General features: G+C 72.8%; 12 protein-coding genes. 3 read left to right on the top strand and 9 right to left on the bottom strand.

The annotated features are described in order from the left end of the window. Window positions 1-55 precede the first annotated feature (55 nt). The 4 genes from ACZ7JA_RS16935 to ACZ7JA_RS16920 all read right to left on the bottom strand — a co-directional run bounded on the left by ACZ7JA_RS16935 (window position 56) and on the right by ACZ7JA_RS16920 (window position 4,791). A complete protein-coding gene (locus ACZ7JA_RS16935; protein WP_470808899.1) occupies window positions 56-1,252 on the bottom strand; it encodes a cytochrome P450 in 1,197 nt (398 codons plus the stop codon). Next, on the bottom strand, window positions 1,249-1,989 hold the full coding sequence (locus ACZ7JA_RS16930; protein WP_389305772.1) for a thioesterase II family protein: 741 nt from the start codon (window positions 1,987-1,989) through the stop codon (window positions 1,249-1,251). The genes ACZ7JA_RS16935 and ACZ7JA_RS16930 overlap by 4 nt, the downstream gene beginning before the upstream one ends. Then, the gene (locus tag ACZ7JA_RS16925; RefSeq protein WP_470808897.1) at window positions 1,986-3,752 is read right to left on the bottom strand and encodes a non-ribosomal peptide synthetase; all 1,767 of its coding nucleotides are present in this window, start codon (window positions 3,750-3,752) and stop codon (window positions 1,986-1,988) included. Before ACZ7JA_RS16925 ends, ACZ7JA_RS16930 begins: the two co-directional genes overlap by 4 nt. A gap of 211 nt (window positions 3,753-3,963) precedes the next feature. Further along, window positions 3,964-4,791, bottom strand: coding sequence for an AfsR/SARP family transcriptional regulator (locus ACZ7JA_RS16920; RefSeq protein ID WP_351672938.1), 828 nt, complete (start codon window positions 4,789-4,791; stop codon window positions 3,964-3,966). A gap of 219 nt (window positions 4,792-5,010) precedes the next feature. Between ACZ7JA_RS16920 and ACZ7JA_RS16915 the strand changes: the two genes are divergently transcribed. Further along, complete coding sequence (locus ACZ7JA_RS16915; RefSeq protein ID WP_401137036.1) at window positions 5,011-6,045, top strand: threonine aldolase family protein; 1,035 nt, start codon at window positions 5,011-5,013, stop codon at window positions 6,043-6,045. On the opposite strand, the gene ACZ7JA_RS16910 is transcribed toward ACZ7JA_RS16915, so the two are convergent. The 3 genes from ACZ7JA_RS16910 to ACZ7JA_RS16900 form a co-directional block, all read right to left on the bottom strand. Beyond that, a complete protein-coding gene (locus tag ACZ7JA_RS16910; RefSeq protein ID WP_389305766.1) occupies window positions 5,972-6,727 on the bottom strand; it encodes a response regulator transcription factor in 756 nt (251 codons plus the stop codon). The two genes, ACZ7JA_RS16915 and ACZ7JA_RS16910, sit on opposite strands and share 74 nt — an antisense overlap. A gap of 298 nt (window positions 6,728-7,025) precedes the next feature. After that, window positions 7,026-7,241, bottom strand: a complete 216-nt coding sequence (locus ACZ7JA_RS16905; protein WP_470808894.1) for a DUF397 domain-containing protein — start codon at window positions 7,239-7,241, stop codon at window positions 7,026-7,028. Continuing rightward, window positions 7,238-8,137: a helix-turn-helix domain-containing protein gene (locus tag ACZ7JA_RS16900; RefSeq protein ID WP_470809016.1), complete on the bottom strand. Its 900-nt coding sequence runs from the start codon at window positions 8,135-8,137 to the stop codon at window positions 7,238-7,240. Before ACZ7JA_RS16900 ends, ACZ7JA_RS16905 begins: the two co-directional genes overlap by 4 nt. 152 nt (window positions 8,138-8,289) lie before the next feature. On the opposite strand from ACZ7JA_RS16900, the gene ACZ7JA_RS16895 reads away from it, so the two are divergent. Further along, window positions 8,290-8,769, top strand: a complete 480-nt coding sequence (locus ACZ7JA_RS16895; RefSeq protein WP_351672948.1) for an ATP-binding protein — start codon at window positions 8,290-8,292, stop codon at window positions 8,767-8,769. A 268-nt stretch (window positions 8,770-9,037) separates the two neighbouring features. Here the strand turns inward: ACZ7JA_RS16895 and ACZ7JA_RS16890 are convergent, their stop codons facing one another. After that, entirely contained in the window at window positions 9,038-9,829 is a 792-nt protein-coding gene (locus tag ACZ7JA_RS16890) for a VOC family protein (RefSeq protein WP_470808892.1), read from the bottom strand. A gap of 311 nt (window positions 9,830-10,140) precedes the next feature. Between ACZ7JA_RS16890 and ACZ7JA_RS16885 the strand changes: the two genes are divergently transcribed. Next, window positions 10,141-10,992 carry a sulfurtransferase gene (locus tag ACZ7JA_RS16885; protein WP_351672951.1) on the top strand — a complete coding sequence of 284 codons (852 nt, stop codon included), beginning with the start codon at window positions 10,141-10,143 and terminating at the stop codon, window positions 10,990-10,992. Between the two features lie 79 nt (window positions 10,993-11,071). Here ACZ7JA_RS16885 and sepH read toward each other — a convergent pair whose 3' ends face one another. Then, on the bottom strand, window positions 11,072-12,112 hold the full coding sequence (gene sepH, locus ACZ7JA_RS16880) for a septation protein SepH (protein WP_351666522.1): 1,041 nt from the start codon (window positions 12,110-12,112) through the stop codon (window positions 11,072-11,074). Window positions 12,113-12,185 lie beyond the last annotated feature (73 nt).

The raw sequence follows: 12,185 nt of genomic DNA, 5'->3' as shown, positions 1-12,185 counted from the left end.
CCTCCATCAGATGGTTGTCTTCGCCGCATCGTCGGCGGTGGCGATTAATCGACGGTTACGCACGCCCGTTCAGCCGCAGCGGGAGCGCGCTGACTCCCCAGGTGAAGTTGGACGGCGTGAACGAAGGGGTGCCGGTGAGCTCCACACCGCCGACGCGCCCCGCCAGCCGGCCGAACAGGGCGCCGAGTTCGCAGCGCGCCATGCGCGCGCCGAGGCAGAGGTGCCTGCCGTGGCCGAACGCCAGGTGCCGGTTGGGGCTGCGGTCGACGAGGAACCGGTCCGGCTCGTCGAAGACCTCCTCGTCCCGGTTGGCGGAGGCGTTCCAGAGTGTGACCCGCTCGCCCGGCCGCAGCCGCTGCCCGGCGATCTCCGTCGGGCGCAGCACGGTGCGCATCGCGTGCACGCCCGGCGAGGTCCAGCGCAGCGCCTCCTCGACCGCCCCGGCCACTCCGGCGGCGCCGAGGGCGCGCAGCCGGTCCCACTGCTCGGGGAACTGCGCGAAGGCGAGCAGGCCTCCGGCCGCGACGTAGCGGGTGGTCTCGTTGGCGCCGGAGAGCACCCCGTTGCAGTTGAAGATGATCTCCTCGTCGGTCAGCGGGCGGTCGCCGTCGGCGTCCACCCTGCCCTGGGTCGCGACCCAGCTGACGAAGTCGTCACCCGGCCGCGCCCGTCGTGCCGCGAGCAGATCGGCGAAGTACAGGAAGATCTCGCCGTTGGCGTGCTTGCCCGACGCGTCGTCGAACGCCTCGGTGGTGACCGTGCCGATCCAGTCCCAGTCCGCCCGGGGGAGATCCATCAGGGCGCACACCACATGGTTCGGCAGCCGCTTGGCCACCTCGATGAAGTCCAGCGGCCGGTCGAGGACGTCGTCGGTGACCAGCTCGTCCACCACCTGCCGCACGAGCCTGTCGACCCGGGGCATGCGGGAGGGTCCGAACCACTCCATCAGCGTCCGCTTGACCGCCGTGTGCTGCGGCGGATCGGAGACGATCAGCATCCGCTGGGCGACCGCCGCCACGGCGGCCGTGTCGCTGCCGATCCGCATCCCGAAGCGGGAGCCGAAATGCGCGGAGTCCGCGTACACGGCGGCGATGTCACGGTGCTTCGTGAGCACCCAGAACGGCACGGGGCCGCCCGCGTGCCGGTACACCGGCGCGTTGGTGCGCAGCCAGGCCAGGGTGTCCCAGAAGTCGTTGCGTGCGAAGGGGCCGGGATCGACCAGGTCGATCACCGGCGGCGCCTGCGGGATCATGACGGTTCCTCCTCGGCGATGTCGGCCAGCACCCGGGAGAGCCGTCCGAGCACCGTGCCCGGATCGTCGCGGCTGATCCGGTGCCCGCCGGCGAAGTCGTGGCGGTGCAGCGGCCCGGTGGTCACATCGCGCCAGTCGTCCAGTTGGGCGGGGGTGACGGTCTCGTCGGCGACGGCGCCCCACGCGTACACCGGGCAGCGCAGCGGCTCCGTGCCCGGCACGTCGTGGAAGGTCTTCGACAACTCCGCGTCGCGGCGCAGCACTTCGGCGGCGATGTCGCGCAGTTCGGCGACGAGCTCCGGCGGCAGCTCCGAGCCCTCGACGCTCGCCGACGCCAGCCGTTCGACGTCGTCCTCGTGGAGTCCGCCCTGCCGCGCCCAGTGGACCGGCGCCCGGCAGACGCAGACCACGAGTGCGGCCGGGCCGACCGCCCGGGCCAGCTCGTAGGCGATCAGGCCGCCGAGGCTGTCCCCGAAGACGACCAGCGGCCGGTCGAGGAGCCCGGCGTCGGCCAGTTCGGCCTTCACGGCGCCGACCACCTCGGCGATGCTCGCGGGCGGCGGCTCGCCCCACCGGTCCTCCCGGCCGGGCAGCTGCACGGCGCACACCGTGGCGCTCGGGCCGAGCCGGACCTGCCAGTCCTGGAACTGGAGGGCGCTGGCGCCGGCCTGCGGCAGGCAGAGCAGGACGGGGGCGGCGGGTGAGGCGCCGTTCGGCCAGCTGCGGAGGTAGGTCATGACGCCGCCGTGGTCTGTGCCAGCCGGGCGCGGACGAGATCCGCGCAGCCTCGGATGGTGGGGTTGCTCAGCAGTTCGCGCATCGACAGGGACACCCCGGTCTCCCGACGCAGCGCGGTGATCATCCCGGCGGCCAGCAGGGAGTGTCCGCCCGAGGCGAAGAAGTCGGCGTCCACGTCGGTCACCGGTTGCTCCAGGGCGGTGTTCCAGACCCGTGTGACGGTGCTGAGCAACGCGTCCGTCGGCTCGGGCAGTTGCCGCCCGGAGCCGGCGCCGTCGGCGGCCGCGTGCGCCGTGGCGAGCGCGGCCCGGTCGGTCTTGCCGTTCGGGGTGAGCGGCAGCGTCTCCAGGCGCCGGATGCCGCTCGGCACCTGGTGCGCGGGGAGCCGCGCGGCGAGGAGGTCCCGCAGCTCCCCGTCCCCGGGATAGCCCTCGGCGGGCACCACGGCGAGGCCGATGGTCCGGCCTCCCGGCAGCAGGTAGGCGACGGCCTGGGCCACACCGGGTCCGACGGCCCGGCGCTCGATCTCGGTCAGCTCCACACGGAACCCGCGCACCTTGACCTGCGTGTCGCTCCGGCCGCGGAACTCCAGCTGGCCGTCGGCCCGCCGCCGGACGAGGTCCCCGGTGCCGTAGACGCGGCCGAGCAGGGGGTCGGTCACGAAGTGCCGCGCCGTCAGCTCCGGTTCGTGGCGGTAGCCGAGCGCGACCCCGGGCCCGCCGATGTACAGCTCGCCCTCCTCGCCGTCGGGCACCGGGCGGCCCTCGGGGTCGAGCACGTGGACGGCGTAGCCGGGTATCGAGGTGCCGATCGTGGTCAGGTCGTCGCCGCGGGCGCTGTCCGCCCAGGTGGCCGCGATGGTGGCCTCGGTCGGCCCGTAGACGTTGAGCATCCGGCGACCGGTCGCGTGCCGCTTCGCCAGGTCCGGCGGGCACGGTTCGCCGGCCACCACGATGGCCTCCGCGCTGTCCACGCCTCCCTCGCAGGCGGCCAGCAGCGACGGCGTCAGACACACCACCCTGGGCGTGAGCGCGGCGATCGCGGCCGCGGGTCCGTCGGCCGCCGACCGGGCGAGGTCCACGATGCCGAGCGCGTTCCCGTGCACCAGGTACAGCAGGGTGCACCACAGCCAGCCGTCGAACGCGGGCGACACGGCGACGATGCCGTTGCCGCCGCGCGGCATCCCGAGGGTCTCGATCGCGTCGACGAACGCCTCCAGGTTCCCGAAGGAGACGTCGACCCCCTTCGGCCGGCCGCTGCTGCCGGAGGTGTGGATCACGTAGGCCACGTCGTCGGGGGAGTACTTGGGCTCCGCCGCGACGGCGGCGGCTTCGGCGGGCTCCTCGAACAGGTCCGAGGCCGTCAGCACCGGAAGCCCGTTGCCGAGCACCTCCGGCGTCAGCTCGGCCGCGATGATCCACTCGGCGTCGGAGTTGGCCGTGACACTGCCGAGGTGGGCCGCGGGGTGCCGCTCGTCCAGGAGCACCGCGGTCGCGCCGAGCGCCCAGACGGAGAGGAGCGCGGTGAGCGCGTGCCGGTCACGGCCGGTGGCGAGCGCCACCACGGTGCCGTGCCCGATCCCGTGGGCGTGCAGCGTACGGCTCGACGTGTCCACGGACACGGCGAGTTCGGCCCAGGTGAGAGCACCGTCGGCCGTGATGACCGCGGGCTCGTCGGGACGTTCGGCGGCGTGGCCGCGCACATGGGCCAGCAGGCGGGAGATCACGGCTGGAGGCGTGGTCGTCGAAGAGGTCGTGGGCATGCCCGAGTCCTTCCTTCACCGGTTGGGGACCGCACGGACCAGGTCCTGTCGTCGAATCCCCGTCGTCGCCCGGAGGGCGGTCCCGCGGCGGGAGCGCGTGCGTGGTCGCGTGGTGTCGCGGGGCGGGCGGGAACTTGACCACAGGGCCTAGGTCATGTCCGCGAAGTCGCGTCGTTCGCCCGTGACGCAGGCGCGACTTCGCGGACACGGCCTAGAGGGCGACCGGCCGGCCGCGTCCGCTCAGGACCTGGTGCAGGGCCTGCCTGGTGTCGGCGGACGGTTCGACGCCTATGAGGCGCTGCAGCCGCCGCTCGCACAGCTGGTACCAGCGCATCGCCTGCTCCGGCTGGCCACGCAGGCCCGCGACCCTGATCAGGTCCTGGTAGGTCGGCTCGTGCAGGGCGTCGAGCTCCAGGGTGCGCTGACCGAGCGCGAAGACCGCGTCCGCGTCGCCGCGTTCCACCGCGGCGGAACGCAGGACGTCGAGGGCGCCCAGCGCCAGCGACCGGTAGTACTCCCGCGCCTCGGCGATCCAGTCCTCGTCCTGACCCGCCAGGAAGTCGCCGTGGTAGAGGGCGATCGCCCTCGTCAGGCTCTCCTCGGCCTGTTCCGCACGGCCGTGGGAGCGGTGCTGCATGCCGTCGTGGACCAGGTCCCGGAACTCCTCGATGTCGCACCAGGCGTCGTCCGCGTCGAGCAGGTACCCGCCGTCGCGGTGAAGCAGCCGGATCGGCGACCCGGCGTCCTCCGGGGTCTTGCTGGCGCCGAGCGTGCTGCGGGCTCCGCAGCAGGCCACCTTCAGCGAACTGGAGGAGGCGCGCCACTCGGCCTCCGGCCAGAGCGCGTCCCGCAGCTGGTCACGGGTCATCACCCGGTTCCGGTGCAGCATGAGGTACTGAAAGAAGCTGCGGGACTTGCCGGCCCTCCAGCGCTCGACCGGCATACCGCCGACCGAGGTCACGAACCGGCCGAAGAAACACACCGACAGGTACGCGGACGGCGTGTCGGGTACGTTCACGAGCATGGTCGCAACGGTCATCTTCCTCACAACCTCTCCCGGGCTGCCGCCCGGCGGATCGCCATAACCGGTCCCGAGCCTAGGTTCGGCCTCCGGTGGTGAGGAGGTGGTAGCGGCGGAGATACCACCTTCCCGGCCAGGTGGTACAACCTGGTCGTATCGAGGATGAGCCGGAAGGTGTAGCGCTCCGAGCCATGAAGACGTTGCCGGTGGTTTCACGGGGCCGGAAGACTTGTCGCCATGAACAGACCGACGGGTCCCGCACGCGAGGACTTCGCGAGCGACAACCACGCGTCGGCCCACCCCGCCGTCCTGGCCGCGATCGGCGCGGCCGCCCGCGGGCCGGCGCCGGCCTACGGAGGCGACCGCTGGACGGCGGCGGCCGAAGCGGGCCTGCGCGATCTGGCCGGACCGGCGGCGGTCCCGCTGCTGCTCTTCAACGGCACGGCCGCGAACGTCCTCGGCCTTTCCGCCCTGCTCGGTCCGGGTGACGCGATCATCTGCGCCGACAACGCCCACTTCGCGGTCGACGAGTGCGGGGCGGTGGAGGCGATGCTGGGCAGGAAGCTGCTGCTCGCCCCGGCGCCGCACGGCAAGCTCACCCCGGCGGCGATAGAGGACGTGCTGAAGCGGTGCACGGACGTACGGACGCCCCGTCCCTCGACCGTGGCCATCACCCAGGCCACCGAACTGGGCACCTGCTACTCACTGGAGGAGCTCGCGGCGCTGCGCGACCTCTGCGACCGCGAGGGGCTCCGCCTCTACCTGGACGGGGCACGGCTGGCCAACGCCGTGGCCCACCTGGGCTGCAAGGTGGACGACATCGCCCGCTTCGCCGACGCCCTCAGCTTCGGGTTCACCAAGAACGGGGCGCTCGGCGCCGACGCGCTGCTCCTCATGACGCCCGGCGTCGCCGAGCGGGCGCCTTATCTACGGCGTCAGCAGGCGCAGTTGGCGTCGAAGATGCGGTTCCTCGCGGCACAGGTCAGCGCGCTGCTCGACGGCGAGCTCTGGCTGGACAACGCGCGGAGCGCGAACGGCATGGCCGCCCGTCTCGCGGCGGACCTGGAAGGACTGCCCGGACTGCGGTTGACCCAGCCGGTGCAGTCCAACGCGGTCTTCGTGGAGCTGCCGCCCGCGGCGACGAACTCGCTGCGCGAGCGCTGGACCTGCTACCTCTCGCCGGACGGGGTGACCCGTCTCATGACGTCCTACGCAACCGGTCGGGCGGACGTGAGCGAGCTTGTCGCGGAAGTGTCGGCGAGCCTGACGTAGCAGCCGGTCGCCCGTCCGGGTGCCGCTCGGGCAGCATGCCCGCCGCCACGGCCCGCCGCAGTGCGTCGACCCGGGAGACCGCGCCGAGCTTGCGGTAGATGTTGGTGAGGTGGCGCTTGACCGTGCTCACGCTGATGAACAGCCGTCCGGCGAGCTCGGCGTTGCTCATGCCCTCGGCGAGCATGGCGAGCACTTCGAGCTCGCGGGCCGACATCGGACCGGACACCTTGGCCCCGGTCCAGTCGTCCGCGAACAGGGACCTCTGCGGCAGGTGGATGACGAGCTGGTCCGAGTCCGTCAGCACGCAGTCGATCGCCGTCCTGAGGGTCCGGTAGTCGACCGACTTGTGCAGGAAGCCGGACACTCCGACGGCTGTCAGCTCGCGGATCCGCGCGCCGTCGTCGTGCATGCTCAGGATGATCACCCTGGTGTTCGGGCTGTCCTCGAGGACGTCGATCAGCAGTTCGTGCGGATCGGGACCCGGCATCTCCGTGTCGATGATCAGTACGTCCGGCCGCAGCAGCCGGCACAGGAGGACCGCCTCGGCGCCGGTCGAGCCCTCGGCCTCGACGACGAACGTCGGAACCGACGCGAGGAGGGACACGAGACCGCTGCGGAACAGGTGGTGACTGTCCACCACGACGAGCCGGGTGCAGGCCTCGGACATCGGTGCCCGGACCAACTCGGCCGTCCTACCGCTTGTCCCCCCGGAATCGGTGACGAACCTCAGCGCACTGGTGACTTCCTCCGTGGCGCGATGAATCCCCAATGTCGTGCCTTCCCCCGTCGGCGCAACGCTTCCCCGTGTCGCCCAGCCCTGCTGGCGAAGGTAACCGCCCGGTTTGAGGATGACAAGGCAACGACGCCCCTTTGGTGACGCGGCCTCAACCCGGTGTGCGCACCGGCCCGCGTCCCGGGTGTGAGGGACCCCGGGGACACGCAGAGGCCTCCGCCGGATGGAGCACTTCGCCGACTGAGCGTCAGACGCACCGCTCGGACGAGGCCAGCCCGACGAACTCCGCCCACGCCTCACGCGACACCGTGAGGACGGCTCCGGCGACGGCCTTGGAGTCACGGACGTGCACGGTTGCGGTATCCGGCGCGACCTCTACACACTGACCGCCCTCGGTCCCGCTGTAGCTGCTCTTGAACCAGGCGAGGCCGGATGCTGCGGTCGAGAACTCAGCGTTGTTCATAGCGCCCCCAGCAACCCTTCGATGAACTTCGTCGACTCTCGCGGACTGAGAGCCTGTGATCGGATGATCCCATAACGGGCCGAGGCGAGAGCTGTCTGTTCCGGGTCGGTCTCAAGAGCACTGGTCGCATGTGTCTCGGCGTACACGAACTTCTTGCCGTCCTTGCGAGTGACCACTGTGAAGGGACCGTTGACGCCTGCGTTCTCCTCGCATTCGGTCGGCATGACCTGGACCTCGACGTTCTGCTTCTGACCGACGAGGAGAATGAGCTCCAGTTGTCCGCGCAGTACGCTCTCGCCGCCGTAGCGATGCCGCAAGACCGCCTCGTCCATCACGAAGCTCAGCAGAGGAGCGCACCGCCGATCGAAGATCTCCTGCCGAGCCAGTCGAGCGGTCACACGCTGCTCGACCGTTTCCGCGTCCAGCGGTGGACGCCGCATGGCGAGCAGTGCCCTCATGTACTCCTCAGCCTGGAGCAGCCCGTTGACGACGTGGGTGTCGTACATGAGGAGCTCAAGACACTCCTTCTCCAACGCCGCCATCCCCTGGAAGAACACCGGATACTGAGCCCGCTCCACCTGCTCCTTCCACAGGCACAGCAACCCGCCCGCCCCCAGCACCTCGTCCGCGCGCTCGATCGCCCGGGGTGACGGAATCCTCCGCCCCTGCTCGAACGCCGCGACCGTGGAAGCCGAGTAGCCGAGGCGCCGCCCGAACTCCTCGCGTTCCAGGCCCTCCCGCAGCCGCAGCGTCTTCAGCGTCTGCCCGAACGCGACCACGATCCCGCGCCCGGTCTCGTCCTCCGGGCGCCGCCCGGCCCCGCCGTCGTTGTCCCAGCCGTCCCCGAGACTCACGACCGCCCCGGTCTCCGCCTCGGCGTCCTGGCGCTCAGCCATGTCCGTCATCACCGCCTCCTCGACCCAACGCCCCCGTAGGGAAAGCCGTTACGGCGCACAGCGCCTACGCACGCCGACACCGCGCGTACAGCAGCGCTCTGTCACCGCGTCACCGCTGGTCACGCTATGCGACCACCGGCACCGTGATCGGCATGACGGCCAAACCCAACACCTTCGAGATGCGCTTCACCTCCACACCTCGCGGAGCCCGCCTCGCCCGCCGCATGGCGGCCGTCCGGCTGGACGCGTGGGGGATCCCGTACGGCACCGACGCGCACGACGCGGTCGTACTGATCGTCGCGGAACTCACCGCGAACGCCGTGCGGCACGGACACGTCCCCGGCCGGGACTTCCACCTGCACCTCCATGCCCCGCTCCACGACCACGTCCTGCGTGTCGAGGTCACCGACACCCGCGGCGAACGCCTTCCCCGCCGCCCCACCGCTCCGAGGGGCGCAGCCGGCGCCGAGGAGGAAGCCGGCCGGGGGCTGCTCCTCGTATCGCAGCTCGCCGCCCGCTGGGACTGGCACCCGCGCCCGGACGGCCCGGGCAAGACCGTCTGGGCGGAGTACGCGCTCGCGTCGTCACCGACTCCGCCGAGCCCACGGAGCGCGCACTTCGGGCGGCGGTGACGCCGGCGGACGCGCGCGGGGCCTTGGCCCGGGCGGCGCGTGCGGAACCGGCGGCCTCGGCCGGCTCCTGGAGATCGAGTGCACCCCGTCGGCCAAGGGCGACCGCCGCTACCTCGTGCTGTCCGACCCTCCGGTGGAGGCCCGGTCCGCGCAGGCCGTCCGGGACGTGTTCGCCGTCGACGTCATCCGGCGTACGGCGGCAGGCTGGGACGGAGACGAGGCGAAGGCGGCCCTGGGCGGCGAGCAGGGGTGCCCGGCGGCCAGGGCGTCAGTGCCGATCCCCGAGCACCGAGAACACCGCCCCCTCCGGGTCCGCCACCGTCGCGACCCGGCCGTGCGGGGTGTCGTGGGCCGCGGCGAGGACCCGCCCGCCCAGTTCGGTGACCTGAAGCAGCGTTTCCTCGGTGTCGGCGACCTGGAAGTAGGTCAGCCAGTGGGCGCCGCGGTCGCCGGGCAGGGCGTGGCCCAGGCCGCTCAGGGTGGCCACCGGGCGGCCGCCGGCGCGCAGGGTCACGTGGTCGGAGCCCGTGTCGGTCTCCGGTTCCTCCTCGTAGCCGAAGACCGTCTCGTAGAACTTGGCCACGGCGGTGGTCTCGAAGGTGAGCAGCTCGTGCCAGGCGGGGGTGCCGGGGACGCCGCCGATCGACGTGCCGAGGTGGGCCGCGCCCAGCCAGATGCCGAACACCGCCCCGGCGGGGTCGGCGGCGATGGCCATCCGCCCGGCCTCGGCCGCGTCCAGCGGGCCCACGGCCACCGTGCCGCCGCACAGGCGCACCTGGTCGGCCGTGGCGTCCACGTCCCGCGAGGCGAAGTACGGCGTCCATGCGACCGGCAGCCGGCGGTCCGGCGGCAGATGGCCGATGCCCGCCACGTCGTGGCCGTCCAGGAGCGCCCGCACGTACGGGCCGAGCTGCTGCGGTCCCGGCCGGAACTCCCAGCCGAACAGGGTGCCGTAGAACCTCTCGGTCGCGGCCGGCCCGTGCACCATCAGGCTCACCCAGCAGGGTGTGCCGGGCGCGCGCCGTGCGTGCGGGCCGGCCGACTCCCGTGCCTCGGTCATCGATCACTCTCTCCCCGGCCCCCACGGGGCCGTGTCGCTTCCGCCTGCCGGAAGGGGTGTGCCGTCGACGCGCACACCCGTGCCGGTCCTCGCGCCCTCCGGGGTGCCGCGCGCCGGGCCGCGCCGACCGCCCGGGGCACCGGGAGGGAATGTCCGCTGCGCCGCCGTGCGCCGCTTCCCGGCGACGGCCGGCGAGTGTCCGACAGTTGTACAGACTGTGCCCGGTCCCGTACGCCGGGTGATCGGACCTGTCCGGCGGGAGAGTAGCCGGACCTGGACGCCGCGGCCACCCCTGACGTAAGGATGACGCCATGACAGCCATCATCAGCGCGACCGAACTGGCCCGAGAGATCGAGGGGGAGACGCCGCCCGTCCTGCTGGACGTCCGCTGGCGGCTCAGCCTCGCGAAGGCGGCGGGCGAACCGCCGTTCGACGGCCGGGCCGAGTACGCGGCGGGGCACATCCCCGGCGCGGTCTTCGTCGACCTGGACCGGGAGCTGGCCTCGGCCCCCGGGGAGCGCGGCCGCCATCCGCTGCCCGACCTCGCGGAGTTCGGCGCGGCCATGCGCCGCGCGGGAGTGTCGGCCGCCCGGCCGGTCGTCGTCTACGACGGCGGGGTGGGCTGGGCCGCCGCGCGCGCGTGGTGGCTGCTGCGCTGGACGGGTCACCCGGACGTGCGGTGCCTCGACGGCGGGTTGCCGGCCTGGGAGGGTCCGCTGTCCACCAGGACGCCCGCTCCCGCCGAGGGCGACTTCCGGCCCGTGCCGGACCCCGCCGGGCTGCTGGACGCGGACCAGGCGGCCGCCCTGGCCGGCTCGGGCGTGCTGCTCGACGCGCGCGCGGGGGAGCGGTACCGCGGTGAGGTGGAGCCCATCGACCGGGTCGGCGGGCACATCCCGGGCGCGGTGTCGGCGCCGACGACCGAGAACGTGGGCCCGGACGGCCGGTTCCTGCCCGCGGCGGACCTGCGGGACCGCTTCAAGGCCCTGGGGGTGTCCGGCGACGTTCCGGTGGGCGTCTACTGCGGCTCGGGCGTGTCGGCCGCCCAGGAGGTGCTGGCGCTCGCGGTCGCGGGCATTCCGGCGGCTCTGTACGTCGGTTCCTGGTCGGAGTGGTCCTCGGACCCGTCCCGCCCGGTGGCCGTGGGTCCGGATCCCCGCTAGGGCCGAAGAGGCGGGGGCACGCGCGTGTGCTCCCGCCTCTCACCCGTCGTACGAGGATCCACACGGGCGTACGGCCCGTTTACTCCTGCTTCTTGCGCCGGGTCCCGAAGACGATCTCGTCCCAGCTCGGGACCGCGGCCCGGCGGCCGGGGCGGACGCCGTCGGCCTCGGCCTGGCGGTCGGTGGAGCCGATGAGCCGGTCCCGGTGGCTGCCCACCGAGCGCGGCATGAGGACGTCCGCGTAGGCGGACCCGGCCGACGCGGCGGGCGCCGGGGGCTCCTCCTCCTCGACCTCCTCGGGCGGCTCCTCCGAGACCTCCACCGGCCGTTCCGGGACCACCAGGTCGCCCCGGAAACTCGGCACCGCCTCCAGCAGGCTGGTCAGCGAGTCGCGTTCGCCGGTGGTCTCCTCGGCCGGCTCGGACGCCTGCGCGGGCAGGCTCGGCCGGTCCCGGTCGACCCGCTCCAGGGCGCGGTCCATGCCCCGGTCGCGCGGCAGCCGGGCGATGCGCGGGACGAACGGGAAGCTCGGCTCCGGCACGGCGAGGTCGTCGGACTCGCCGATGAGGGAGCGCGCCTCCTCGTCCACCGCCTGGACGAGCCGCCGGGGCGGGTCGTACGTCCAGCTCGCCGAGTGCGGTTCGCCCGCGACCCGGTAGACGAGCAGGACCTCCCAGGTGCCGTCGTCGCGGCGCCAGGAGTCCCACTGCACGGTGTCCTTGTCGGCGCCGCGCAGCAGCAGCCGCTCCTGGACGGCCTCGCCGAGCAGCGGACCGGAGTTCTCGCCGGGCCGGCGGACCGGGGTCTTGCGGGCGCGCTCGGCCATGAAGGCGCGCTCGGCCAGCACGGGTCCCTCGAAGCGCCGTACCCGGTCGACCGGGATGCCGGCGAGCTGGGCGACCTCTTCGGCGGTGGCGCCTGCTCGTATACGCGCCTGGATGTCACGGGGGCGGAGATGGCTCTCCACCTCGATCTCGATCTGGCCGAGACGGGGCCGGTCGCCGCGGACGGCGGCGCGCAGCCGCTCGTCGATCGGAAGCGTGTACTCCGTTGAGTCGGCAGCCTTGAGCACCAGCCGTGTGCCGTCATTGGAGACGGCCACGACACGCAGTTCGGGCATGGGGACCTCCCGGGTGGTGCCTGCCGACGTCACGTGCGTCGCTGCTTCCGCTAGTCGAGTGTGGCCTGCCCGG

The sequence above is a fragment of the Streptomyces sp. NPDC038135 genome (assembly GCF_055601245.1).
Note: the sequence above shows the minus strand (reverse complement) of the source record. Positions and strands in the feature narration are given on the sequence as shown.

Bases quoted from the DNA above. Each gene is read 5' to 3' on its own strand.
- ACZ7JA_RS16900 (WP_470809016.1), bottom strand. From the start codon at position 8,137: ATGGCTGAGCGCCAGGACGCCGAGGCGGAGACCGGGGCGGTCGTGAGT.
- ACZ7JA_RS16930 (WP_389305772.1), bottom strand. From the start codon at position 1,989: ATGACCTACCTCCGCAGCTGGCCGAACGGCGCCTCACCCGCCGCCCCC.
- sepH (WP_351666522.1), bottom strand. From the start codon at position 12,112: ATGCCCGAACTGCGTGTCGTGGCCGTCTCCAATGACGGCACACGGCTG.
- ACZ7JA_RS16935 (WP_470808899.1), bottom strand. From the start codon at position 1,252: ATGATCCCGCAGGCGCCGCCGGTGATCGACCTGGTCGATCCCGGCCCC.
- ACZ7JA_RS16905 (WP_470808894.1), bottom strand. From the start codon at position 7,241: ATGAACAACGCTGAGTTCTCGACCGCAGCATCCGGCCTCGCCTGGTTC.
- ACZ7JA_RS16925 (WP_470808897.1), bottom strand. From the start codon at position 3,752: ATGCCCACGACCTCTTCGACGACCACGCCTCCAGCCGTGATCTCCCGC.
- ACZ7JA_RS16920 (WP_351672938.1), bottom strand. From the start codon at position 4,791: ATGACCGTTGCGACCATGCTCGTGAACGTACCCGACACGCCGTCCGCG.
- ACZ7JA_RS16915 (WP_401137036.1), top strand. From the start codon at position 5,011: ATGAACAGACCGACGGGTCCCGCACGCGAGGACTTCGCGAGCGACAAC.
- ACZ7JA_RS16890 (WP_470808892.1), bottom strand. From the start codon at position 9,829: ATGACCGAGGCACGGGAGTCGGCCGGCCCGCACGCACGGCGCGCGCCC.
- ACZ7JA_RS16895 (WP_351672948.1), top strand. From the start codon at position 8,290: ATGACGGCCAAACCCAACACCTTCGAGATGCGCTTCACCTCCACACCT.
- ACZ7JA_RS16885 (WP_351672951.1), top strand. From the start codon at position 10,141: ATGACAGCCATCATCAGCGCGACCGAACTGGCCCGAGAGATCGAGGGG.